This is a genomic window from Paraburkholderia sp. SIMBA_027 (genome assembly GCF_046535315.1).
Classification (GTDB): Bacteria; Pseudomonadota; Gammaproteobacteria; order Burkholderiales; family Burkholderiaceae; genus Paraburkholderia; species Paraburkholderia tropica.
Map to the genome: position 1 here is coordinate 287,417 of NZ_JAWRWY010000006.1, position 22,043 is coordinate 309,459.

Sequence of the window (22,043 nt, forward strand, 5' to 3'; positions counted from 1 at the left end):
TGCGAAAAATTCAATCTCCGCGCGCCGTTTTCGGGTGACGCGCGGTTTCAGCCCGGCGTTCAGTTCGACGCTCAGCTCGGTATTCAGCGCCAGCTTCAACGCGTGGTGGTCGCGAGCTTCACGCCAAGCCCGACGAACGCGGTACCGACCGTGCGGTCGAGCCATTTCTTGATGCCCGGCTTGCCGGAGAAACGCTGCGTGACGCTGCCCGCGATCCACGCGACGAAGCTGTTCCAGACCCAGCTCATCAGCACGAACACCACGCCGAGCGTGAGGAACGCGATCACCTTGTGCGGGCTCGTCACGCTCACGAACTGCGGGAAGAACGAGACGAAGAACAGCACAACCTTCGGATTCAGCACATTGGTCCAGAAGCCCGACAGGAACAACTGGCGCAGCGGACGCGGCGCGGCGGCGCGCGCTTCGCCGGCTTCGGGCTCACTGGCCTTCGCTTCGCTCTTCGCGAAAATCAGGCGCACGCCGAGATACACCAGGTAGCACGCGCCCACCAGCTTGATGACCGTGAAAGCGGTGGCCGACGCCGCCAGCAGCGCCGTGAGACCGAACGCGCAGGCGAGCGCGTGCACGCAGCAACCCGCCGAGATGCCGAGCGCCGACACCAGACCGGCGCTGCGGCCCTGCGCGACGCTGCGACCGACGATGTACGCGGTGTCCGGGCCGGGCGTGACGTTCAGGAGGAAAACCGCGACCACGAAGAAGCCGAAATGGGTGATGCCGAACATGACTTTCTCTGCAAATACGGTGAAGAAATAGCGCACGAACGCGGTCGCGCGGGGCTCGATCGAGACGCGACCGGGCCTCGAAGCAACCCACCGATTCTAACGCGCACCGCATGGCGCGCGACACCTGGCCGAACGGATGACTGGCGCGCGAACGCGCCTGGATTTACGCTGCGGATTCGTCGGGCAACGCGAAACGCTGGCCTGCCGAAAGCGGCATGCCGGCCAGGAATTCGCGCGCGGGCAGGCGCTTGCCGCCCGGCTTTTGCAACTGCGTGAGGCGCAATGCGCCCTCGCCGCACGCCACCACCACGCCCGTGGGCGAGACTTCGAGAATCTGGCCCGGCGCGGCGCCTTCGGGCAGCGTCACGCCAGCGGCCGGTTCGGCGGCCCACAGCTTGAGCTGCGCGCCGTCGAGCGTGGCCGCGCCGCCCGGGAACGGATCGAACGCGCGAATCTGGCGCGCGAGCGCGAGGGCGGGGCGGCGGAAATCGAGCGCGGCTTCCTGCTTGCCGATCTTCTCGGCGTAGGTCACGCCGTCGGTGGGCTGCGGCGTGAGCGGCAACTGGCCGGTGCGTTCGAGCTGCGTGAGCCAATCCACCACGAGTTGCGCGCCCAGATTCGCGAGGCGGTCGTGCAGCGTCGCCGTGGTGTCGGTGGGCGTGATCGGCGTGCGCACTTCCGAGATCATCGGACCGGTGTCGAGGCCCGCGTCCATCTGCATCAGCGTGATGCCGGTTTCGGCGTCGCCGGCCTCGATCGCGCGATGGATCGGCGCGGCGCCGCGCCAGCGCGGCAGGATCGAAGCGTGAATGTTGATGCAGCCGTCCGTCGGAATGTCGAGCACTTCCTGCGGCAGGATCAGGCCGTAAGCCGCCACCACCATGACGTCGTGCGGCGTGGCGCGCAGCAGGTCGATGGCCTCGGCGGCCTCCTGCGGGTACTTGCCCGCGCGGCGCAGCGAAGTGGGCTGTGCCACGGCAATGCCGTGCTCCTGCGCGTAACGCTTGACCGGGCTCGCCTGGAGTTTCATGCCGCGTCCGGCAGGACGATCGGGCTGGGTCAGCACGAGCGGCACGGGAAAGCCCGCCTCGTGAATGGCGGCGAGCGCCGCGGCGGCGAATTCCGGCGTACCGGCGAAGATCACGCGAAGAGAGTGGCTCATGGGCACAAGCGAATACGGGGTGAAACAGTGAGGCGCACGGCTGGCGTGCGCGGCGCTTACATGGCGCGTTCGAGCTTCTTCATCTTGCTCTTGATGCGCGTCTGCTTGAGCGACGAAAGGTATTCCACGAACACCTTGCCCATCAGGTGATCCATTTCGTGCTGGATGCACACGGCGAGCAGGCCTTCGCAGTCGACTTCGTAGCTCTCGCCCTTCTCGTTGAGGGCGCGCACGCGCACTTTCTCCGCGCGCTCGACTTCGTCGTAGATGCCCGGCACCGAGAGGCAGCCCTCTTCGTGCACTTCGCGCTCGTTGCTCGACCAGACGATTTCCGGGTTGATGAACACCTGCAGTTCGTCGTGCGCGTCGGACACGTCGATCACCACGACGCGCTCGTGCACGTCCACCTGGGTGGCGGCGAGGCCAACGCCGGGCGCTGCGTACATCGTCTCGGCCATGTCGGCGACGAGCTTGCGGATGCGGTCGTTGACCGCTTCGACCGGCTTGGCGACCTTGTGCAGGCGCTTGTCCGGGTAATGAAGAATATTCAGTAGAGCCATGATTTCACGGTTTCTCGTTGGGCGGCAGGCCGCGCCGATGTTGCGGATCGCGCGCGGACTGGCCGTTCGGCCAGCTTGCGGGCCCAGTACAGGATACGGAGGATATACGGACAAAACGGCCGGATTCAACGCGCCGGCCGCCTCGGGCAGCCGGCTCCGTGCCACTCGCGCACTCGCACGGGCCAACGCGGCCGCGCAAGGGCAATGCCTCGCTGCGGCGCGTTGCAGCAGCGCCTCGGTGCGTACCTCAACGAGCGCCGCCAACAAATTTCGGATGGTGAAAATTTTAACACGACGGGCTGCGCTTCGCCCGCCCACGGGAGAATCGCCCATGCTCGTTCCGCCGTTGCTTCCGCCGTTGCTTCCGCCGTCGCTTCCCGAGTCACGTCCTCAGTCGCGTCCTCAGTCGCTCGCGCCACCGCCGCCGGCTCCGCTGCCGCTGGCATCGGACGAACTCCACGCCTGGCTGCGTCTCGCCTGTGCACGCGGCTTGAAGCCCGCCGCGCTGCGCGCATTGCTGGGCGCGTTCGGGTTGCCGCAACAGGTGCTCGCGCAATCCTTCAGTGCGCTTGCAGCCGTCGCGGGCAGCGTGGCGGCACAAGCCGCGCTCGCCGCACCGCCACCCGGGTTCGCGCCACAGGCCGACGCGGTGCGCGACTGGTGCGCGCAGCCCGGCAACGCGCTCGTGACGCTCGCAGACGCCGCCTATCCGCCGCGCTTGCTGGCGATGACCGATCCGCCGCCGCTGCTCTACGTGAAAGGGCGGCTCGACCTGCTGCATGCGCGCAGCGTCGCGGTGGTGGGCAGCCGCAGCGCCACACCGCAGGCCGTCGAGGACGCGGCGCGCTTCGCCCGCACGCTCGCGGCGGCGGGCGTGACCGTCGTCTCGGGCCTCGCACTCGGTGTGGACGGAGCCGCACATCGCGGCGCGCTCGACGAACGCGGCGGCACCGTCGCCGTGATCGGCACGGGCGCCGACCTCGTCTATCCGTCCGCGCACCACGCGCTCGCCACGCAGATCGCCGCGCGCGGCGCGATCGTCTCCGAATGGCCGCTCGGCACGCCCGCGCGCTCGGCCAACTTCCCGCAGCGCAACGGCGTGATCGCGGCGCTCGTCGAAGGCGTGATCGTGATGGAAGCCGCCATGCGCTCGGGCTCGCTCATTACGGCGCGGCTCGCCAACGAGATGGGCCGCGACGTGTTCGCACTGCCCGGCTCGATTCACGCGCCGCTGGCGCGCGGGTGTCATCGGCTCATCAAGCAGGGAGCGCAACTGGTCGAAACGCCCGAGGAGGTGCTCGAAGCGCTGGGTTTCGCAGCGCCGGCGGCGGCAACAGTCGCGATAGCTCCCGCCCAGAAGCGCGCACGGCACGGAAGGCAAGAACAGCACTCGAACGAAACCACGCATCCGCGAACGGCAAGCGCTGCCAGCCAGATCGCCCTGCCGCTCGACACCCCGCCAGGCCGCCCGCCCGCGCCCAATCGTCTCGACGATAAAGAAGCCCAGGCCGTGCTCGTCGCAATCGGTCACGCGCCCGCCACGCTTGAAATTCTCGCGCAGCGCACCGACATGGCCGAAGCGGTGCTCCAGGCCACGCTGCTGCGGCTCGAACTGGCCGGCCACGTGAGCGCGCTGCCCGGCGGCTGGTTCGCCCGGGCGTCCCACTGCTAGCGGCGCGCCGTGTTACATTCGCGCCAAATGCACCGCCCCACGCATTGCCTCTATATAGAAGAGAACGCAAGGAACGACCATGCCCGCGCTTGACCTCGACACCGACGCCGACCAGATCGCCGAGCGCGTCGCCGACCGCGAGACGCTGTTCGTCGCGTGTCTGTGCGCCGAGTGGTGCGGCACCTGTCGCGACTATCGGGCGACCTTTGACCGCATCGCCGACGCGCATCCCGACATCTGCTTCGCGTACATCGATATCGAAACCCACGCCGACCGCTTCGACGACCTCGACGTGGAGAATTTCCCGACTATCCTGATCGAAGACGGCAACGCCACGCGCTTCTTCGGCACGGTGATGCCGCATGGCGCGGTGGTCGAGCGCATGCTCGCCGACCTCACCGCGCTGCCGGGCGTCGCCGACGCGCCGAAGCTGCGCCCAGCGCTGCTCGAAGCGTGACGCGAACGCTGCCGTCCAACCGCAGTCGGCACGCACACATGTTGATCGCACCCCGCTAGCCGGGCGCTACGCCGCCGGGTCGCGCGCTTGAGCGTGATCTTGAGCTTGCGCCCGCGCAGCTTGACCGCATGCGCCGCGCCGCCGCCTTACTGCCAGCTTGCTCGCCGCCGCGCCGCGCCCTTATGATTGGCGCCCGAAAAAGCCGCAGCCAGCGGCGCGCGGACAGCACGCACCGATGACACGAAAATCGCCACCGCCGCGCCATGTGCTATAAAGCGGTCGTTAACGAGGCGCCCCAAGGGCGCGACGGCCCCGCCACCGCGAGTCACATGGCATAGACGGGGCGCCCACCGGATACACCCACACACAATCAGTCATGTCCAAAGCTCTGATCATCGCCGAGAAGCCATCCGTCGCGAACGACATCGCGCGCGCTCTGGGCGGATTTACCAAGCATGACGAGTACTACGAGAGCGACGACTACGTGCTCTCGTCGGCGGTCGGCCATCTGCTGGAAATCGCCGCACCCGAGGAGTACGAGGTCAAGCGAGGCAAATGGAGCTTCGCGAACCTGCCCGTCATCCCGCCCCATTTCGACCTGAACCCGATCGCCAAGAGCGAATCGCGGCTCAAGGTGCTCACGAAGCTGCTCAAGCGCAAGGACGTCACGAAGCTGATCAACGCCTGCGACGCGGGGCGCGAGGGCGAGCTGATCTTCCGCCTGATCGCGCAACACGCGAAGGCGAAGCAGCCCGTGCAGCGCCTCTGGCTCCAGTCCATGACGCAGCAGGCAATCCGCGACGGCTTCGCGAACCTGCGCAGCGACGACGACATGCTGCCGCTGGCCGACGCCGCGCGCTGCCGCTCGGAAGCCGACTGGCTCGTCGGCATTAACGGCACGCGCGCCATGACGGCCTTCAACAGCAAGGGCGGCGGTTTCTTTCTGACCACGGTCGGTCGCGTTCAGACGCCAACGCTCTCGATCGTCGTCGAACGTGAAGAGAAAATCCGCCGTTTCGTGCCGCGCGATTATTGGGAAGTGCGCGCCGAATTCGTCTGCGCGGGCGGCTTCTACGAAGGCCGCTGGTACGACCCGAAATTCAAGAAGGACGAGCACGATCCGGAAAAGCGCGATTCGCGTCTCTGGAGCGTGCCGGCCGCCGAAACCATCGTCGCCGCCTGCCATGGCCGCGAAGGCACGGTCACGGAAGAATCGAAGCCGTCCACGCAGCTCTCGCCCGCGCTTTTCGACCTGACGAGCCTGCAGCGCGAAGCCAACGGCCGCTTCGGCTTTTCGGCCAAGAACACGCTCGGTCTCGCCCAGGCGCTGTACGAAAAGCACAAGGTGCTCACCTATCCGCGTACCGACTCGCGCGCGCTGCCTGAGGACTACCTCAGCACCGTGAAAGAGACGATGGAGATGCTCAAGGAGAGCAACAACTATCTGCCGTTCGCCAAGCAGGCGCTCGACAAGGGCTGGGTGAAGCCGAACAAGCGCATCTTCGACAATTCGAAGATCAGCGACCACTTTGCAATCATCCCGACGCTGCAGGCGCCGAAGAATCTGTCGGAGCCGGAGCAGAAGCTGTACGACCTCGTCGTCAAGCGCTTCCTCGCCGTGTTCTTCCCGGCGGCCGAGTACCGCGTGACCACGCGTATCACCGAAGTCGCCGGTCATCACTTCAAGACCGAAGGCAAGGTGATGGTCGAGCCGGGCTGGCTGCAGATCTATGGCCGCGACACGAGCGGCGAAGACGCGAACCTCGTGCCGGTGCAGAAGGACGAGAAGGTCAAGACCGACAAGATCGCCGCGCACCAGCTCGTGACCAAGCCGCCCGCGCGCTACAACGAAGCGACGCTGCTCTCGGCGATGGAAGGCGCGGGCAAGCTCGTCGACGACGAAGAACTGCGCGAGGCGATGGCCGCCAAGGGGCTCGGCACGCCGGCCACGCGCGCGGCGATCATCGAAGGTCTGCTCGGCGAAAAGTATCTCGTGCGCGAAGGCCGCGAGCTGATTCCCACGGCCAAGGCATTCCAGCTGATGACGCTGCTGCGCGGCCTCGGCGTGGAAGAACTGACCGCGCCGGAACTCACGGGCGAGTGGGAATACAAGCTTTCGCAGATGGAGCGCGGCAAGCTCCCGCGCGACGCGTTCATGCAGGAAATCGCCCGCATGACGCAGACCATCGTCAAGCGCGCGAAGGAATACGATTCGGACACCATTCCGGGCGACTACGCCACGCTGGAAACGCCGTGTCCGAATTGCGGCGGTCAGGTGAAGGAAAACTACCGACGCTTCGCGTGTACGAAGTGCGAATTCTCGATTTCGAAGATTCCGGGCGGCCGTCAGTTCGAGATTCCCGAAGTCGAGGAACTGCTGCAGAACAAGACGATCGGTCCGCTTTCGGGCTTCCGCAGCAAGATGGGCCGTCCGTTCTCGGCGATCCTCAAGCTGTCGTTCGACGACGAGATCAAGAACTACAAGCTCGAATTCGACTTCGGTCAGGATCAGGGCACGGAAGACGGCGAAGCGCCCGACTTCTCGCAGCAGGAGGCCGTGGGCGCGTGTCCGAAGTGCAAGGGCCGCGTGTTCGAGCACGGCATGAGCTATGTCTGCGAAAACTCGGTGGCGAATCCGAAGACCTGCGACTTCCGTTCGGGCAAGGTGATTCTCCAGCAGGAGATCGCGCGCGAGCAGATGGCCAAGCTGCTGTCCGAAGGCCGCACGGACCTGCTGACGAACTTCAAGTCATCGCGCACGGGGCGTAACTTCAAGGCGTTCCTCGTGAAGCAGCCCGACGGCAAGATCGGCTTCGAGTTCGAGAAGAAGGAACCGAGCGCGAAGACGGCGGCCAAGACCGCGGCGAAGAAGTCCACCGCGAGCGCCGACGCCGCCAACGACGCAGCCGAAGGCGCGGAAGCCACTGCGAAGCCGGCACGCAAGACGGCGGCTGCGAAGACCGCGCCTGCGCGCAAGACCGCGGCGAAGAAAACCGCCGCGCGCAAGACGGGTTCTTAAGTCTTAGGCGCGCATCGCGCGCGCCGTGCGCCATTCAGGCAAGCGGCGCGCGGCGTCGTTCGACGCATCGCCCAGCAAAAAAGGCGCAGCTTCTCACGAAGCTGCGCCTTTTTTATCGCCTGAATCGATCGCCGCAATCATGCGACGATCGACCCCAAACGCGAATTAAAGCGGCGAAATCGCCGAAGAACGCGTGCGGCCGGCGGATGCGCGGCCCGCCTTCGGCGCGCGCTCTTCCGCGCCGTTGTGCTCGCCTTCCGCGCCGCGCGAACCGTCGAGCAGATCCGAAATCGGCTCTGCACCATCGAAGGCTTCCGGCGCGCCGTTGCGGGCGTTTGCCGGGCGCGCGAGACCGTCCTTGACCCACTGTTCGCCGAGCTGGCTGTTCGGCGTCTGGCTGAAATGCTCCACCAGATGGTCGATGAACGTACGCACCTTGGCCGGCAGATGGCGGCGGCTCGGGTATGCGACGTTGATCTCGACCTGCGGGAGACGGTAGTCGCCGAGCAGGCGCACGAGGCGTCCGCGCGTCATGTCGCGGCCGATCAGGTAGCTCGGCAGAATCGCGATGCCCATGCCGAGCAGCGCGAACTGGCGCAGCATTTCGGTATTGTTCGCGACGATCACGTTGCTCGGGCGCACGCGCACTTCGCCTTCCGGACCGGTGAACACGCGCTCGTCGCCCCAGTATTCCGAAGGCAGCGACAGCGACGGATGCTCCATCAGGTGCTCGGGACGCGTGGGCGTGCCGTGCTTTTCCAGATACGCGGGCGTCGCGCACACGGTCATGCAGCCCGTCGTGAGACGACGCGTCACGATGCTCGCGCTGCGCATCTGGCGCGCGGTCACGACGCCGAGATCGAAGCCTTCTTCGACCAGATCGACCTGGCGGTCGACCAGCGTGACATCGGGAATGACTTGCGGATAGCGCTGCGTGTAGGTCTGCAGCACGGGCGCGAGATTGTGCAGCCCGAACACCACCGGCGCCACGATGCGCAAGGTGCCGACGGGTTCGTGGTTGCGCGCCACCACCATCTGCTCCACATCTTCGAGCTCGTCGAGAATCTGGCGGGCGCGTTCGAGATAGACCTGACCGGACTCGGTGAGGGAAAGACTGCGGGTCGTGCGGTTGAGCAAACGCGTGCCAAGACGACCTTCGAGGTCCGCCACGTGACGCGTCGCAACCGCATTCGAGATATCCATCGCGGAAGCGGCCCGGGCAAAACTGCCGAGGTCGGCCACTTTGACGAAAACTCGCATCGACTGCAAATGATCCATGAGACAACTCCTGCCTGTTACTGTCCGTCGGAATCCGACGGAGGAAACCACGAATTCTCCTACGACATGAGAAATCGTGCAGAAGTTGCCTAAGAAGCACTGAATTTCTTCGAAATTTTCGCTACTGTCACTGTTTACGCAGTATCACAGCCGCTATTGTTTCCCGCTTCGAAACAATTTTCTGCATCGCAGCGAAAAGCCCGGATCATCGTGAACAGAACACGCGTTTGAGAGCAGATTTTTGCCCGCCTTTTTCCACTAACTAAGTGCGACCCCAAATAAAAAGATCGCCCGCAGGCGATCTTTTTGTTCAATTCGAGCGCTCATACCCGCTCACACCGATAGTGAGCGCTCACATTCATCGAAAAACGCCGTTCAAAGGCGGCTTTCCAGATCCGCACGCGTGTCGCGCAGCGACGGCGGCAAACCTTGCGCAAGCGTGTCGAACAGCTCCGAATGCAGGGCCAGCTCCGCGCGCCAGGCGTCGGCGTCGACCGAAATCACCTGCGCGAACTGCTCGGGCGTGAAGTTCAGGCCGCGCCAGTCGAGATCGCCATAACGCGGCGACACGCCGAACGCGTGCGCTTCGCCCTCGCCCTGACCTTCGATACGGCGCACCATCCATTCGAGCACGCGCGTGTTCTCGCCGAAGCCCGGCCACACGAACTTGCCGTCGTCGCCCTTGCGGAACCAGTTCACGCAGAAGATGCGCGGCAGCGTCGCGCCGAGCTGTTCGAGGCGGCCGCCCACCTTCAGCCAGTGGCCGAAGTAGTCGGCCATGTTGTAGCCGCAGAACGGCAGCATGGCGAACGGATCGCGGCGCACCACGCCCTGCTGCCCTGCCGCCGCCGCCGTGGTTTCCGAGCCCATCGTCGCGGCCATGTAGACGCCTTCGGTCCAGTCGCGCGCCTCGGTCACGAGCGGCACGGTGGTCGAGCGGCGGCCGCCGAACACGAACGCGTCGATGGCGACGCCCTTCGGGTTCTCCCATTCGGCGTCGATCGACGGACATTGCGACGCGGGCGCCGTGAAGCGCGCGTTCGGATGCGCGGCCTTGCGGCCCGTTTCCTTCGCAATGGCCGGCGTCCAGTCCTGGCCCTGCCAGTCGATCAGATGCGCGGGCGGCGTGTCGGTCATGCCTTCCCACCAGACGTCGCCGTCATCGGTGAGCGCGACATTCGTGAAGATCACGTTCTCCTTGAGCGTCGCCATGGCGTTGAAGTTGGTCTTCTCGCTCGTGCCCGGCGCCACGCCGAAGTAGCCCGCTTCCGGGTTGATCGCGTAGAGGCGGCCGTCCGCGCCCGGCTTGATCCAGGCGATATCGTCGCCGATGGTGCTGATTTCCCAGCCGTTCATGGCGGCCGGCGGAATCAGCATGGCGAAGTTGGTCTTGCCGCACGCCGACGGGAACGCCGCCGCGACGTGGTACTTGCGCCCTTCCGGCGATTTCACGCCGAGAATCAGCATGTGCTCGGCGAGCCAGCCTTCGTCGCGGCCCATCGTCGAAGCGATGCGCAGCGCAAAGCACTTCTTGCCGAGCAGCGCATTGCCGCCGTAGCCCGAACCATAGCTCCAGATCTCGCGCGTTTCCGGGAAATGGACGATGTACTTGGTCTTGTTGCACGGCCACGGCACGTCCTGCTCGCCCGCCGCCAGCGGCGCGCCCACGGTGTGCACGCAGGGCACGAACGGGCCGTCTTCGCCCAGCACGTCGTACACCGCGCGGCCCATGCGCGTCATGATGCGCATGTTGACGGCCACGTAGGGGCTATCGGAGAGTTCGACGCCGATATGCGCGATCGGCGAGCCGAGCGGCCCCATCGAGAACGGCACGACGTACATCGTGCGGCCGCGCATCGAGCCGGCGAACAGGCCGTCGAGCGTCGAGCGCATTTCGGCGGGCGCGATCCAGTTATTGGTCGGGCCGGCGTCTTCTTTCTTCTGCGAGCAGATGAAGGTGCGATCCTCGACGCGCGCCACGTCCGAGGGATCGGAGCAGGCCAGATACGAGTTGGGGCGCTTCTGCGGATTGAGGCGGCGCATCGTGCCCGCGTCGACCATCTGCTGACACAGGCGGTCGTATTCCTCCTGCGAGCCGTCGCACCAGACGATGCGTTCGGGCTGCGTGTGCGCGGCGATCTGCTTGACCCATTCCACCAGTTTCCGGTGTCGGACCCAGGACGGCGCCTGCATGGCGGCCTGGGCGGGGAAGTCGGGATGATTCATCGAAAAGTCTCCATAGGGGCTGATAAAAAATCGTTTCAGGCCCTTTTCGACGCTGCGTGCGAGAGGCACTTTTTTTAAGCGATTCAACGGCGAAACCGGGGCTGCGGTCCGCGCAGTTGTGCAGGTCGTCAAGGCCCAATCAGCAGGGGTTCGCAACCGTCTGTAAAGCGGCTTGCATGGCGACCCGACAAGCTGATAAAAGGGGAAAAATTCTCGTTCAAACCTCGTGCAGCCGCATTGAGCGCCATCGAACGAAACAGCAATTGCGGTACCCGCGAGCGCTATTTCTTCGTTGCGGCCGATGCAACGTGAGGCGACCCCGTATTCATACCAGCCTGCCAAACGCTGCATAGTGGGATAACCACCAGATGAACATCGAGTCGCGCCACGTACGGTGCGCTGCCTATCACTTTTGCCGCCATGAAAATTGCCATCCTTGACGACTACCAGGACGCCGTCCGCAAGCTCGACTGCTTCCAGCTGCTTGCCGATCACGAGGTCAAGGTCTTCAACAACACCGTGCGCGGGCTCGGTCAGCTCGCGAGCCGCCTCTCGGAAGTCGAAGCACTCGTGCTGATTCGCGAACGTACGCGCATCTCCTCGCAACTGCTCGACAAACTCCCGCATCTGCGCATGATCAGCCAGACGGGCAAGGCCGGTCCGCACATCGATATCGAAGCCTGTACCGAACGCGGCATCGCCGTGCTCGAAGGCACCGGTTCGCCGGTCGCGCCCGCCGAACTCACCTGGGCGCTGATCATGGCGGCGCAGCGGCGCATTCCGCAGTATGTCGCCAACCTCAAGCAGGGCGCGTGGCAGCAGTCGGGCCTGAAGACCTCGGCGATGCCGCCGAACTTCGGTCTCGGCCAGGTGCTGCGCGGCCAGACGCTCGGCATCTGGGGCTACGGCAAGATCGGCCGCCTGGTCGCCGGTTACGGCAAGGCGTTCGGCATGCGCGTGATCATCTGGGGCCGCGAGCATTCGCTCGAAGCCGCGCGCGCCGACGGCTACGAAGCCGCCGCCAGCCGCGAGGCGCTGTTCGAGGAAAGCGACATCCTCTCGCTGCATCTGCGTCTGCACGACGACACGCGCGGCATCGTCAAGCAGGAAGACCTGTTGCGCATGAAGCCGACGTCGCTGCTCGTCAACACGAGCCGCGCCGAACTGCTCGAAGAGAACGCGCTGCTCGGCGCGCTCGCGCACAACCGGCCGGGCATGGTCGCGATCGACGTGTTCGAGAGCGAGCCGATCCTGCAGGGCTACAGCCTGCTGCGTATGGAAAACGTGATTTGCACGCCGCACATCGGCTATGTGGAGCGCGAAAGCTACGAGCTGTATTTCGGCGCGGCCTTCCGCAACATCCTGTCGTTCGATGCGGGCGATCTCTCGCACGTCGCGAATCCGGAAGCGCTGCAAGGCGGTCGCCGCAAGTAAGGCGGCAAGCTGCGCGCGTAGCCAACAAAAAGGCGGCCATCAGGCCGCCTTTTTTGCGTCGATGCGCGCGCCGCGCGATGCGGCTCAGACGTGCGAGGCCGCCTCGAACATCTCCGGCAGACGCGCGAGAAAACGCTCGCCGTCTTCGGCGCCGAGGTTCCAGGCGTGCTGCATCTGCTGCGGGCTCGTGTAGTCCCAGCTCGAAATCGGCACCTTCGCGGTCGGCTGCACATAGAGGCGCAGCTGCTCGCCGGGCCGGCCGCCGTCGCCGCCCGTGCGGTGCTTCACCACGAACATCTGCGGACGCGGATACAGCCGCGTGACCATCACCAGCACGCGCCCGGGCGTGTCGTCGAGCGCGCCGACGGGCACGTTGTCGACCATGCCGCCGTCGAGCACGGCGCGACCGTTTCGGCGCAGCACCGGCGTAAAAGGCGGCGTGCACGACGATTGCAGCACGAGGTCGGCGAGATCGTCGACGCTCTGGCAAGCCTGCGCCGTCACGAATTCCGGATGAAAACCGAGCTTGCGCCCAAGCGTGGGATGCAGCGTCTTGCGGATGTGCTTTTCGATGTTGTACGCGATGAGCCCTGCCGCCACCGCGCTGCGCGCGCCGAGCCAGCGCGGCAGATGCGACACGCCAATGCGGATCTCGGGCGCGTCCTGGAGCTTCTCGAAACGCGGCCCGTAGATGTCGAGCAGCGCCTGACGATAGATGCGGTAGTGCGGAAACACCGACTCGCCGCGCAGCAGGTTGCCCCAGTACGCGTTGCGCTTGTTGTGCTTGAGCGCTTCCTCGTAATAGCGCATGACCCACTGCGAATCGCGCGTGTAGATCATGCACGCGGTGGCCGCGCCCGCCGAAATGCCCGTGATGACGCGCGGGCGCAGATCCAGCTTCGGCTGGACGACGTCCCAGAAACCCGCCTGCCACCAGCAGCGGTTGCCGCCGCCGGCAAAGACAACCTGATCGAACATGCGCCCTCTTTCCTTCGATTCGTCCTGAATGCGACAGCTTAGTCGAGCAGCGCGTAAGTCGAGGTCGCGTGAACGGCCATCCGGCCGTCTTCGTCATAGAGTTCTATTTCGCCGAACACCAGATTGCGGCCCATGCGCAGCACGCGCGCCGTGATCTTCACGTCGCCCTTGCGCACCGCGCGCATGAAGTTGGTGTTGAGTGCGACCGTGGTCATCGGTTTGAATTCGCCGAGCGCCGCCGAGATCGCCACGATCATCGCCGTGTCGGCGGCCGCCATGAACACCTGGCCGCAGATCACGCCGCCCGCGTGGCGCAGCTCGCCGGAAAACGGCAGCCGCAGCGTGGCGCTGTCTTCCGTCACGTCGAGCGGCTTCAACCCGAGCGCCTTCACCCACGGCGCCAGCACGCGCTCGAGCAGCGCGTCGATTGCCTTGTCGTCCATCGTCTCTCTTGTGCCTTTTATGGAGTGCGTGCCGCGTGGCGGATGTCCTCGTGGCGACGGACCCGGCGGGTAGCGCGCGGCACGCCGGCTCGCGGCCCGAAACGATCGGAAGCGATCCGAAGCGCGGACCCGCCAGCGTGGCCACATGATACCGGGTGGTACCGCGTCCTGTTGATATTGAAGATAAGGCGACCGAGCTGCCGCGACGCGCCAGCTTGCCGTTCCAGGCCGCCAGCAACTTTTTTGGGAAATTTGCGAAAAGGACTTGCCAAGACTCAAAAGGCAGGGCATAATCTTTCTTCTGTTGGGGGCGTTAGCTCAGTTGGTAGAGCAGCGGACTCTTAATCCGTAGGTCGAGTGTTCGAGTCACTCACGCCCCACCAGCCAATTCATGTGAAAAGCCCGGTCTTCTGACCGGGCTTTTTGCATTTCTCCCGCCGTTTTTCCTGCGCGCGCTTGTCTGCGCAGCGGTGGCGCTGCGCTTTCGCCGCTCAAACCAGCACGTCGGCGCTGCGATCTCTCACTTTCATCGAAAAACGCACGGAGCGCGGCGGCTGGGGCAGCCAGCGGCCGAGCGACTCGAAACCGTCGAGCTGACGCAGCAGCGTGTCGACCGTAGCGAGCTGAACGTGAGACAGATGGTTTTGCTTGAGCAAGGCGTGCAGCCGTTTGCGCCAGTAGTCGGCGTCCATGATCGGCTCTTCGAAGTCGCTCGATAGCGACGCCGGCATCACGCGCGCGATATGCGCGATTTCCTGTTCAACGAATGTCATGGCGAACTCCCCGTTTCCGACAGTGTTTCTTATCGTATGACGTAACTGTAGGACGACCGGGGCGCGACGCCAGCCTACCCGATTGGATAGGGCGAAAATCCAGCCAGAACGCATCGACGGGCACGCGCGATGCTCAGGCCCGACGCGCCGTGCCGCGCGCGTTTTAAGACTGATCCGATAGGGTTTTTCTGACCTGCATCAGATCATGGAGTGATCGAAAAACACTCCAGAGGTGATTGCCATGCACGGGCATCCAACCGACAAACTCGTCGCCGGCGCGGTCATCGGCGGCATTCTCACCGCCGCGCTCGTCGTGCTGATGGTCTGGCTCGACTTTCCGTCGGACCGGGGCTATGGCGCGGCCGTACGGCTTGCCGTGCCCGCCGCCCTGTCCGCCCTGCTGCTGTTCCCGCGCCCGATTCTGCATCGCACGCTGCTGCGAGAACGGCGCGATCCGGGCCTGCTCGACGAAGATCTGAACCTGTTGCTCGTGGGCCGCGCGCTGGGTCTCGTCGGCGGCATCATTTTCGGCATTTCGCTGGCCTCGGAAATTCTCTGAGGGACTTCTGAGGCGCGCGTCCGCTCACAGGCTCACAGGAACGGCTTGCCGTCGACCTGTTCGTAGACGACGTTGCCTTCGTCGTCCTCGAATTGCTCCAGATAGTTGCGGGCGCCGCACAGTGGGCAACGGAACAACGGACCCTGGCCCTCGTTCTTGATGACCACTTCGCTTTGTTCCCAGGGCGTGCCGCAGGACTGATTGCGGCAGACGAACGATTCAGTTTCAGACATTGCAGATTCTCCTTGCTGTTACGGCTGCAAAGCCTACAGCATGCGGGCCCCGCGCGCCGCAATTCGTCGCGCTTTCCGCCATCCTTTCCTCGCGTTTTCTTCACCCTCGCTCGTTTTCCCGCGCGTTGTTCAGTTTTTGAGCAACGCGTGCGCGTCCTTCTGCGCTTTGCTGTGCCGTGGCGGCGCAATGTGGCCGCACCGGCGCCCTCGCCTGTCTCGCTAAGCCGTTCAGGCTCCGCGCCCCGCACAGACCGGGCCGCATGCGTCCGCGCGCCGCAGCGGCCCTGCACGCCCCTTCGCCTCGCGCCCGCGCTCCTCTCGATCCGCGATTGGCACGCTTCTGGCATTGACGAGCACCGGTTGCGCGGTCTCGGCCTGACGCGCCCACCCATATCGACACAGACAAAACGAGGAGCACGTAGATGAATCACGCGGACATGCAGTTCCTGACGACCGAGTTCCCGTACAAGAAGCAATACGGCAACTTCATCGGCGGCGAGTGGGTCGCGCCGCTGGGCGGCGAGTATTTCGACGACATCTCGCCGATCACCGGCCATCCGTTCACGTCGATTCCGCGCTCGCGCGAAGCCGACGTCGAGCTGGCGCTCGACGCCGCACACAAAGCCAAGACCGCCTGGGGCAAGACCTCGTCGACCGAGCGCGCCAACATCCTCAATCGCATCGCCGACCGCATCGAGCAGAACCTGCACAAGCTCGCCGTGGCCGAAACCATCGACAACGGCAAGCCGCTGCGCGAAACGCTGGCCGCCGACATTCCGCTCTCCGCCGATCACTTCCGCTATTTCGCGAGCTGCGTGCGCTCGCAGGAAGGCGGCATCTCCGAAATCGATCACGACACGGTCGCCTATCACTTCCATGAACCGCTCGGCGTGGTCGGCCAGATCATCCCGTGGAATTTCCCGATCCTGATGGCCGCCTGGAAGCTCGCGCCCGCGCTCGCGGCCGGCAACTGCGTCGTGCTCAAACCCGCCGAGCAGACGCCCGCCTCGATGCTCGTGTTCGCCGAGATCATTCAGGATCTGCTGCCGCCGGGCGTGCTCAACATCGTGAACGGCTTCGGCCTCGAAGCAGGCAAGCCGCTCGCCTCGAACAAGCGCATCGCCAAGATCGCCTTCACCGGCGAAACGACGACGGGCCGCCTGATCATGCAGTACGCGAGCCAGAACATCATTCCCGTGACGCTGGAACTGGGCGGCAAGAGCCCGAACATTTTCTTCGCCGACGTGCTCGATCACGACGACAGCTATTTCGACAAGGCGCTCGAAGGCTTCGCGATGTTCGCGCTCAATCAGGGCGAAGTGTGTACCTGCCCGTCGCGCGTGCTGATCGACGAAAAGATCTACGACCGCTTCATGGAGCGCGCGCTCAAGCGCGTGGCGGCGATCCAGCAAGGCCATCCGCTCGACACGAAGACGATGATCGGCGCGCAGGCCTCGCAGGAACAGCTGGAGAAGATCCTCTCGTACATCGACCTCGGCAAGCAGGAAGGCGCGCAATGCCTGATTGGCGGCGAACGCAACGCGCTGGCCGGCGAACTCGGCGCGGGCTACTACGTGAAGCCGACCGTGTTCCGCGGCCACAACAAGATGCGCATCTTCCAGGAAGAGATCTTCGGGCCGGTCGTTTCGGTGACGACGTTCAAGACCGAAGAGGAAGCGCTGGAGATCGCCAACGACACGCTCTACGGCCTCGGCGCGGGCGTGTGGACGCGTGACGGCACGCGCGCATATCGCTTCGGTCGCGAGATCCAGGCCGGGCGCGTGTGGACGAACTGCTATCACGCGTATCCGGCACACGCGGCGTTCGGCGGCTACAAGCAGTCGGGCATCGGCCGCGAGAACCACAAGATGATGCTCGATCACTATCAGCAGACGAAGAACCTGCTCGTCAGCTATAGCGACCAGCCGCTGGGTTTCTTCTGATGGGCGTGTGATCTTCTTCTGATCGATTGCGGGTGTTGTACCGGCTCGCCGGGCGCCGTGTGGGGCGTTCCGGCGAGCGTCTTTTTCGAGGAGCGCCGCGACATGGTCGAACGCGTTACCGCCACGCCCGCCGCGCTCGCGCTGATCGAGCAACTCGCGCGCGAGCACGGCTCACTGCTGTTTCATCAATCCGGCGGCTGCTGCGATGGCAGCGCGCCGATGTGTTTTCCCGCCGGGGAATTTCTCGTGGGCAACGCCGATGTGCAACTCGGCGAGATTGGCGGCGTGCCGTTTTATATGACCGCGTCGCAATTCGAGTATTGGCAGCATACGCAGTTGATCATCGATGCGGTGCCGGGCAATGGCGGCATGTTTTCGCTTGAGCGGCCGACGGGGTTGCGGTTTCTCACGCGCTCGCGGCTTTATGACGATGAGGAGAACGCGTGGCTTGAGGCGCATCCGGTGGCGCGGGTGAGTTTGTGACTTTGAGCTGAGACAGGTAGCGGGAGGGATTTCGAGGGCGATGCTATCCTGGCCGGCATCCGCGCATTCGCGCATTCGCGCGCGCCGAACCTGGAGACGACATCATGCAAAACCGCGACGTGAAGCTGCTCAAGCTCGATCCGATGGATCTGCTCGCCGTGAGCCATACCGGCCCGTATATGAAGATCGGCGATGCGTTTTATACGCTCGCGCAATGGCTCGGCGAGCGGAAGGTGCGGACGTCGGGTTCGAGGCTCGTCGGCATTTACTACGACGATCCGAATTCGGCCGAGGAATCGAAGCTGCGCTCGAAGGCGGCGGTGCAGCTTGTGCACGATCGCGATGTGCAGGTTGTGGCGCCGGTGGAGAAGTTTCAGTTGCGCGGCGGCGAGCACGCGATAGTGCTGCACAGCGGGCCGTATCAGGGTCTGCAACAGGCGTGGATGTGGCTTTACAACGAGGGATTGAAGCAGCTCGGGCGGAATGCGGACTTTTCGGTGCCTTCGTTCGAGGTGTATCTGAATACGCCAGATGAGGTCGCGCCTGATGATCTGAAAACCGAGCTTTATATTCCGCTGGCTTGAGGGCTTGTTTCGGGGCTTGCCGGGTTTTTTCGAGGCCGCTGGAGAGGTTGTCCAGCGGCTTTTTCGTTTCCGATGCGCGGTCTCTTAGGGTTTTTCAATCTATGTATACGTAAACGTAGTAATAGTTAACAAGTCCCTGGGTTTTCTGTGGATAACCCCGGAAAACTATTGAGTAAACAAGGCTGTGGAAAATTCATAACCCTGCGGGCGTTAACGGGACAATCCCAGGCAGTTGCTGACAACTTTTCCACTGTTTTATCCAGGGGCAGAGTTGTTCAGGTTTCATGCACCGGATGTTCCGGGGGTTTTAAGGGGGGTTATCCAGAGGGGGTGTGGATAGGTTGGGGAGCTTCGTTTGGGCGAAGAAAAAGCGCCTTGAGGGCGCTTTTTTTGTCGAGGCGCTAGGGGAATGGGGTGAGGTGGGTGGCGTAGAGGCTTTGTTATTCGCATTGCGCGGAGGAGGATCGAACTCACGACCTTCGCTTTCAGAATGGAAAACTCACGTCAGCAACTTCGGTGCTTCTACCCCGCGACGCCCCCGCCTTCCGGCGCCCGATGATGGTGTTTCTCGTTTGAGAAAACGGCCAAGAAGTTGGTACCTCGGGGTGGGCAAGAAGGTTACCGGAGCCGATGATACGGACGCCAATGACCTGATCTTTGAGGAGAACGGTTAGTGCTGTAATGCCCTGGGCTGATCTTTTGGAGCTCGCTTGAATCAGCAAGCTATTGCTTCGATTCTACTGTTGACGGTCGTAGGTATACTGTCGCCGGGACGAAGGCTGCGCACAAAAGTCCAGTCGGCCTATTCGCACGTTATGCGGCGAGAATACTTTCAATATACTTTCATACGAGCAACTTTGAACTTCTTTCCCACATTGCCTCAGGACGAGTTGTCGCAAGCAGTTGACGAGTGGGAATCGTCTCATGGAGAAAAAGGCGAAGTCTTCACACGGGCTGAAGTGGTCGACTTCATGATCGACATAGTCGGCCTGAACGATACGGAGCCGTTAGGCAACTGGCGAATTCTAGAGCCCTCTTGTGGGCACGGGGATTTCTTGATCCCTATCGTAAAGTGCTTGTTGCAAAAATTGGCGAAAGATCGCAATGTACCCGAGCCAAGTGCGCTCGCGGATATGATCGTGGCGTTCGATATAGTCAAAAAGAACGCTGACGAGACGCGAAATCGAGTGAAGAAGACGCTCGAAGCTTTCAATTTTTCAAACAAACAGGCGAATTCGCTGGCCAACCAATGGGTGAGGCATGGTGATTTCTTACAGGCGAATATAGCCGGCGTTTTTACGCATGTAGTTGGAAATCCGCCTTACGTGCGTGTCGAGAACATTCCGAAGACGCTGTTGGATGCATATCGATCCCAATTCCATACGATGGGTGATCGAGCGGATTTATACGTTCCTTTTTTTGAGAAATCGTTGTCGCTGCTCGAAAATGACGGAAAACTATGCTTTATTTGCACCGATCGTTGGACCAAGAACAAATATGGCAGAAGGCTAAGAAAACTGATCAGTGAGAAGTTCTCTTTCGATTTGTTCGTTGATCTTTATGGATCGGACGCATTCAAAACGAAAGTACTTACTTATCCTGCCATAACGCTTATCCGTAACCGGAGACCGACGGCCACGCTACTCTGCCACGATCCAGTTCTGGACGTACAACTGTCGCAAGTGATACGGCAAGCTCTTTTGTCAGGAACCACTCATGAGCATCCGCAATTGCAGTTTCGCAAAGATGTAGTGGATGGTGAGCACCCTTGGCTGCTAGGAAGCGCCGATCAGGTCGAGCTCGTAAAAAAACTCGAAGAGAGGTTCGTGCCCCTTGAAAACGCGGGCTGCAAGGTTTACATTGGGGCTGCGACGGGAAACAACGAAGTTTTCATAGTTGATAAATCCGTCACGCTAGAAAAAAGCAGAAAATTACCTGTCATAACTGCGTCCGAAATAAAAACCGGCGAGATAAAGCCCCGAGGACGCTTCATCATAAATACGTATGACAAGGATGGTGTAGTCGATCTTTCAGAGCATCCATTGCTTGAAGCTCACCTCACGCAATATGAAGACCAGCTCAAGGAGCGACATGTCGCAAAGAACTCGCCTTCGGCGTGGTATAAAACAATCGACAGGGTCTATCCAGAACGAGCCCGTCGTCCGAAATTGATGATTCCCGATATTAAGTCGGAGCTGACTGTAGTTTATGAAGAAGGAAGGTTTCATCCAAATAATTCCATCTACTATATCTGCTCCGACGAATGGGATTTGCACGCCCTCAGATGCGTACTGATATCCGGGATAGGGATCTTATTTGTCCACACCTATACGACCAAGGTGGCAAATGGCTTCATGCGTTTTCAAGCGCAGCATCTGCGTCGCATTAGAGTTCCGCTATGGAATTCTATTTCGCATGAAATGAGATCAGCTCTAATCGATGCGGGAAAAATAGGAGATCGGCAGCGCTGCGCTGAAATAGCTGCAAGACTTTACGATTTGACTTCAGAAGAAAAGGAGTTACTCAGTGATTGCTAGAGACGTTCGCGACTATGACGAAGATATAAAACACGCTGTCAGGACGTTTTGGACGGTACGAGACGGCGGGAAAGGGGTTCTTGCCGGGAAGACTTTGCATGAATTTCTTGAGATCATCAAAAAGGTCGTCAAAGAAAACGGCCTTCCCGACGCTGAAATTTATACAGGGAAGAATACGTCTCAATTGCCCGGATTTTTTCGCCCGCACAAGTGCTGGGATGCTGTTGTAATAAATCATGGCGAACTGGTCGCTGCAATCGAGTTCAAATCGCAAGTCGGGTCGATTGGAAACAATTTCAATAATCGCACAGAGGAAGTGCTAGGCAGTGCAATTGACCTGAAGAACGCGGTCGAAGAGGATGCTTTCGGTGACGATGCAAATATCTTCACTGGGTACATCATCGTCGTCGAGAAAAGTGCTTCGACGGACGTCACTCCAAAGATTCAGATGAAGTTCTTCCCGGTAATGCAGGGCTTTTTACTGGATGAGACGAAGCGCGATACTGAGTATCAAAAAGGGAAAGATGGTGGGTATCCTTCCCTTCGTGGAATTTCGTACCTGCATCGCTATGACGTAATGTGCAAGCGTCTCATGTTGAAAAAACTCTATTCAGCAGCTTCACTTGTGGCAGTACCGAATCAAGATCATCATTTGGGTTCGTATGAACACGTGAGCGCGGAGACCAGCATTGTGACGTTCCTTGCGAAGCTCGCTGCGCACTGTCAAGTTGCCGCACGGATAAATGAGCAGCGCAAGTAACGCTTTGGCTTAAAACGATCGGGCTTGCTATTTGGCAAGCCTCTCTAACTTCAGTACCGTCAGCGACGGCTTGGCTGCGACGTGCCGATAAGTCATCGCGAAGTTGAGGATCGGATAAAAGTCGATGTTCTGGAGGCGCGCAGCAGATGCATCTTGCCAGCGAGTTCTTCTGGTTCCAACTCAAGCAGCACGTCAACGT

Annotated in this window: 19 protein-coding genes and 1 tRNA gene; 11 read left to right on the forward strand and 9 right to left on the reverse strand. The window is 62.3% G+C overall.

Going from position 1 to position 22,043, the window contains the following annotated elements:
* Positions 1-95: 95 nt before the first annotated feature.
* The 3 genes from SB764_RS13945 to def all read right to left on the reverse strand — a co-directional run bounded on the left by SB764_RS13945 (position 96) and on the right by def (position 2,465).
* Positions 96-743: a LysE family translocator gene (locus SB764_RS13945; protein WP_065061827.1), complete on the reverse strand. Its 648-nt coding sequence runs from the start codon at positions 741-743 to the stop codon at positions 96-98.
* 163 nt (positions 744-906) lie between these two features.
* Positions 907-1,905 carry a methionyl-tRNA formyltransferase gene (fmt, locus tag SB764_RS13950; protein ID WP_065061826.1) on the reverse strand — a complete coding sequence of 333 codons (999 nt, stop codon included), beginning with the start codon at positions 1,903-1,905 and terminating at the stop codon, positions 907-909.
* A 56-nt stretch (positions 1,906-1,961) separates the two neighbouring features.
* A complete protein-coding gene (gene def, locus SB764_RS13955; protein WP_065061825.1) occupies positions 1,962-2,465 on the reverse strand; it encodes a peptide deformylase in 504 nt (167 codons plus the stop codon).
* Positions 2,466-2,955: 490 nt separating this feature from the next.
* Here def and dprA point away from each other — a divergent pair, with 490 nt between their 5' ends.
* The 3 genes from dprA to SB764_RS13970 all read left to right on the forward strand — a co-directional run bounded on the left by dprA (position 2,956) and on the right by SB764_RS13970 (position 7,613).
* Entirely contained in the window at positions 2,956-4,137 is a 1,182-nt protein-coding gene (dprA, locus tag SB764_RS13960; RefSeq protein WP_410863815.1) for a DNA-processing protein DprA, read from the forward strand.
* A gap of 79 nt (positions 4,138-4,216) precedes the next feature.
* Complete coding sequence (locus tag SB764_RS13965; protein ID WP_410863817.1) at positions 4,217-4,594, forward strand: thioredoxin family protein; 378 nt, start codon at positions 4,217-4,219, stop codon at positions 4,592-4,594.
* 376 nt (positions 4,595-4,970) lie between these two features.
* Positions 4,971-7,613 carry a DNA topoisomerase III gene (locus SB764_RS13970; protein ID WP_065061823.1) on the forward strand — a complete coding sequence of 881 codons (2,643 nt, stop codon included), beginning with the start codon at positions 4,971-4,973 and terminating at the stop codon, positions 7,611-7,613.
* 165 nt (positions 7,614-7,778) lie between these two features.
* Here SB764_RS13970 and SB764_RS13975 read toward each other — a convergent pair whose 3' ends face one another.
* Together SB764_RS13975 and SB764_RS13980 are read right to left on the reverse strand one after the other, a co-directional pair.
* Positions 7,779-8,891: a LysR family transcriptional regulator gene (locus SB764_RS13975; protein WP_065061822.1), complete on the reverse strand. Its 1,113-nt coding sequence runs from the start codon at positions 8,889-8,891 to the stop codon at positions 7,779-7,781.
* Positions 8,892-9,266: 375 nt separating this feature from the next.
* On the reverse strand, positions 9,267-11,117 hold the full coding sequence (locus tag SB764_RS13980) for a phosphoenolpyruvate carboxykinase (GTP) (RefSeq protein ID WP_410863819.1): 1,851 nt from the start codon (positions 11,115-11,117) through the stop codon (positions 9,267-9,269).
* Positions 11,118-11,537: 420 nt separating this feature from the next.
* On the opposite strand from SB764_RS13980, the gene SB764_RS13985 reads away from it, so the two are divergent.
* Complete coding sequence (locus SB764_RS13985; RefSeq protein WP_065061820.1) at positions 11,538-12,551, forward strand: D-2-hydroxyacid dehydrogenase family protein; 1,014 nt, start codon at positions 11,538-11,540, stop codon at positions 12,549-12,551.
* Between the two features lie 84 nt (positions 12,552-12,635).
* Here SB764_RS13985 and SB764_RS13990 read toward each other — a convergent pair whose 3' ends face one another.
* Together SB764_RS13990 and SB764_RS13995 are read right to left on the reverse strand one after the other, a co-directional pair.
* Complete coding sequence (locus tag SB764_RS13990) at positions 12,636-13,529, reverse strand: patatin-like phospholipase family protein (RefSeq protein ID WP_410863821.1); 894 nt, start codon at positions 13,527-13,529, stop codon at positions 12,636-12,638.
* Between the two features lie 38 nt (positions 13,530-13,567).
* A complete protein-coding gene (locus SB764_RS13995; RefSeq protein WP_065061818.1) occupies positions 13,568-13,972 on the reverse strand; it encodes a PaaI family thioesterase in 405 nt (134 codons plus the stop codon).
* A gap of 307 nt (positions 13,973-14,279) precedes the next feature.
* Here SB764_RS13995 and SB764_RS14000 point away from each other — a divergent pair.
* A tRNA-Lys gene (locus tag SB764_RS14000) sits at positions 14,280-14,355 on the forward strand.
* 108 nt (positions 14,356-14,463) lie between these two features.
* Here the strand turns inward: SB764_RS14000 and SB764_RS14005 are convergent.
* Positions 14,464-14,745 (reverse strand): hypothetical protein, encoded by a 282-nt coding sequence (locus SB764_RS14005; protein WP_410863823.1) that lies wholly within the window; start codon positions 14,743-14,745, stop codon positions 14,464-14,466.
* 241 nt (positions 14,746-14,986) lie between these two features.
* Between SB764_RS14005 and SB764_RS14010 the strand changes: the two genes are divergently transcribed.
* On the forward strand, positions 14,987-15,304 hold the full coding sequence (locus SB764_RS14010; protein ID WP_074982909.1) for a hypothetical protein: 318 nt from the start codon (positions 14,987-14,989) through the stop codon (positions 15,302-15,304).
* Positions 15,305-15,336: 32 nt separating this feature from the next.
* Here SB764_RS14010 and SB764_RS14015 read toward each other — a convergent pair whose 3' ends face one another.
* Positions 15,337-15,537 (reverse strand): hypothetical protein, encoded by a 201-nt coding sequence (locus tag SB764_RS14015; protein ID WP_065061815.1) that lies wholly within the window; start codon positions 15,535-15,537, stop codon positions 15,337-15,339.
* A gap of 422 nt (positions 15,538-15,959) precedes the next feature.
* Here SB764_RS14015 and adh point away from each other — a divergent pair, with 422 nt between their 5' ends.
* From adh to SB764_RS14040, 5 genes are all read left to right on the forward strand, one after another.
* Entirely contained in the window at positions 15,960-17,480 is a 1,521-nt protein-coding gene (gene adh, locus SB764_RS14020; protein WP_074982907.1) for an aldehyde dehydrogenase, read from the forward strand.
* A 102-nt stretch (positions 17,481-17,582) separates the two neighbouring features.
* Positions 17,583-17,963 carry a DUF779 domain-containing protein gene (locus SB764_RS14025; protein WP_074983015.1) on the forward strand — a complete coding sequence of 127 codons (381 nt, stop codon included), beginning with the start codon at positions 17,583-17,585 and terminating at the stop codon, positions 17,961-17,963.
* Positions 17,964-18,067: 104 nt separating this feature from the next.
* The gene (locus SB764_RS14030; protein ID WP_410863826.1) at positions 18,068-18,547 is read left to right on the forward strand and encodes a GyrI-like domain-containing protein; all 480 of its coding nucleotides are present in this window, start codon (positions 18,068-18,070) and stop codon (positions 18,545-18,547) included.
* 710 nt (positions 18,548-19,257) lie between these two features.
* A complete protein-coding gene (locus SB764_RS14035) occupies positions 19,258-21,084 on the forward strand; it encodes an Eco57I restriction-modification methylase domain-containing protein (RefSeq protein WP_410863828.1) in 1,827 nt (608 codons plus the stop codon).
* Complete coding sequence (locus SB764_RS14040; protein ID WP_410863830.1) at positions 21,074-21,844, forward strand: PaeR7I family type II restriction endonuclease; 771 nt, start codon at positions 21,074-21,076, stop codon at positions 21,842-21,844. The genes SB764_RS14035 and SB764_RS14040 overlap by 11 nt, the downstream gene beginning before the upstream one ends.
* Positions 21,845-22,043 lie beyond the last annotated feature (199 nt).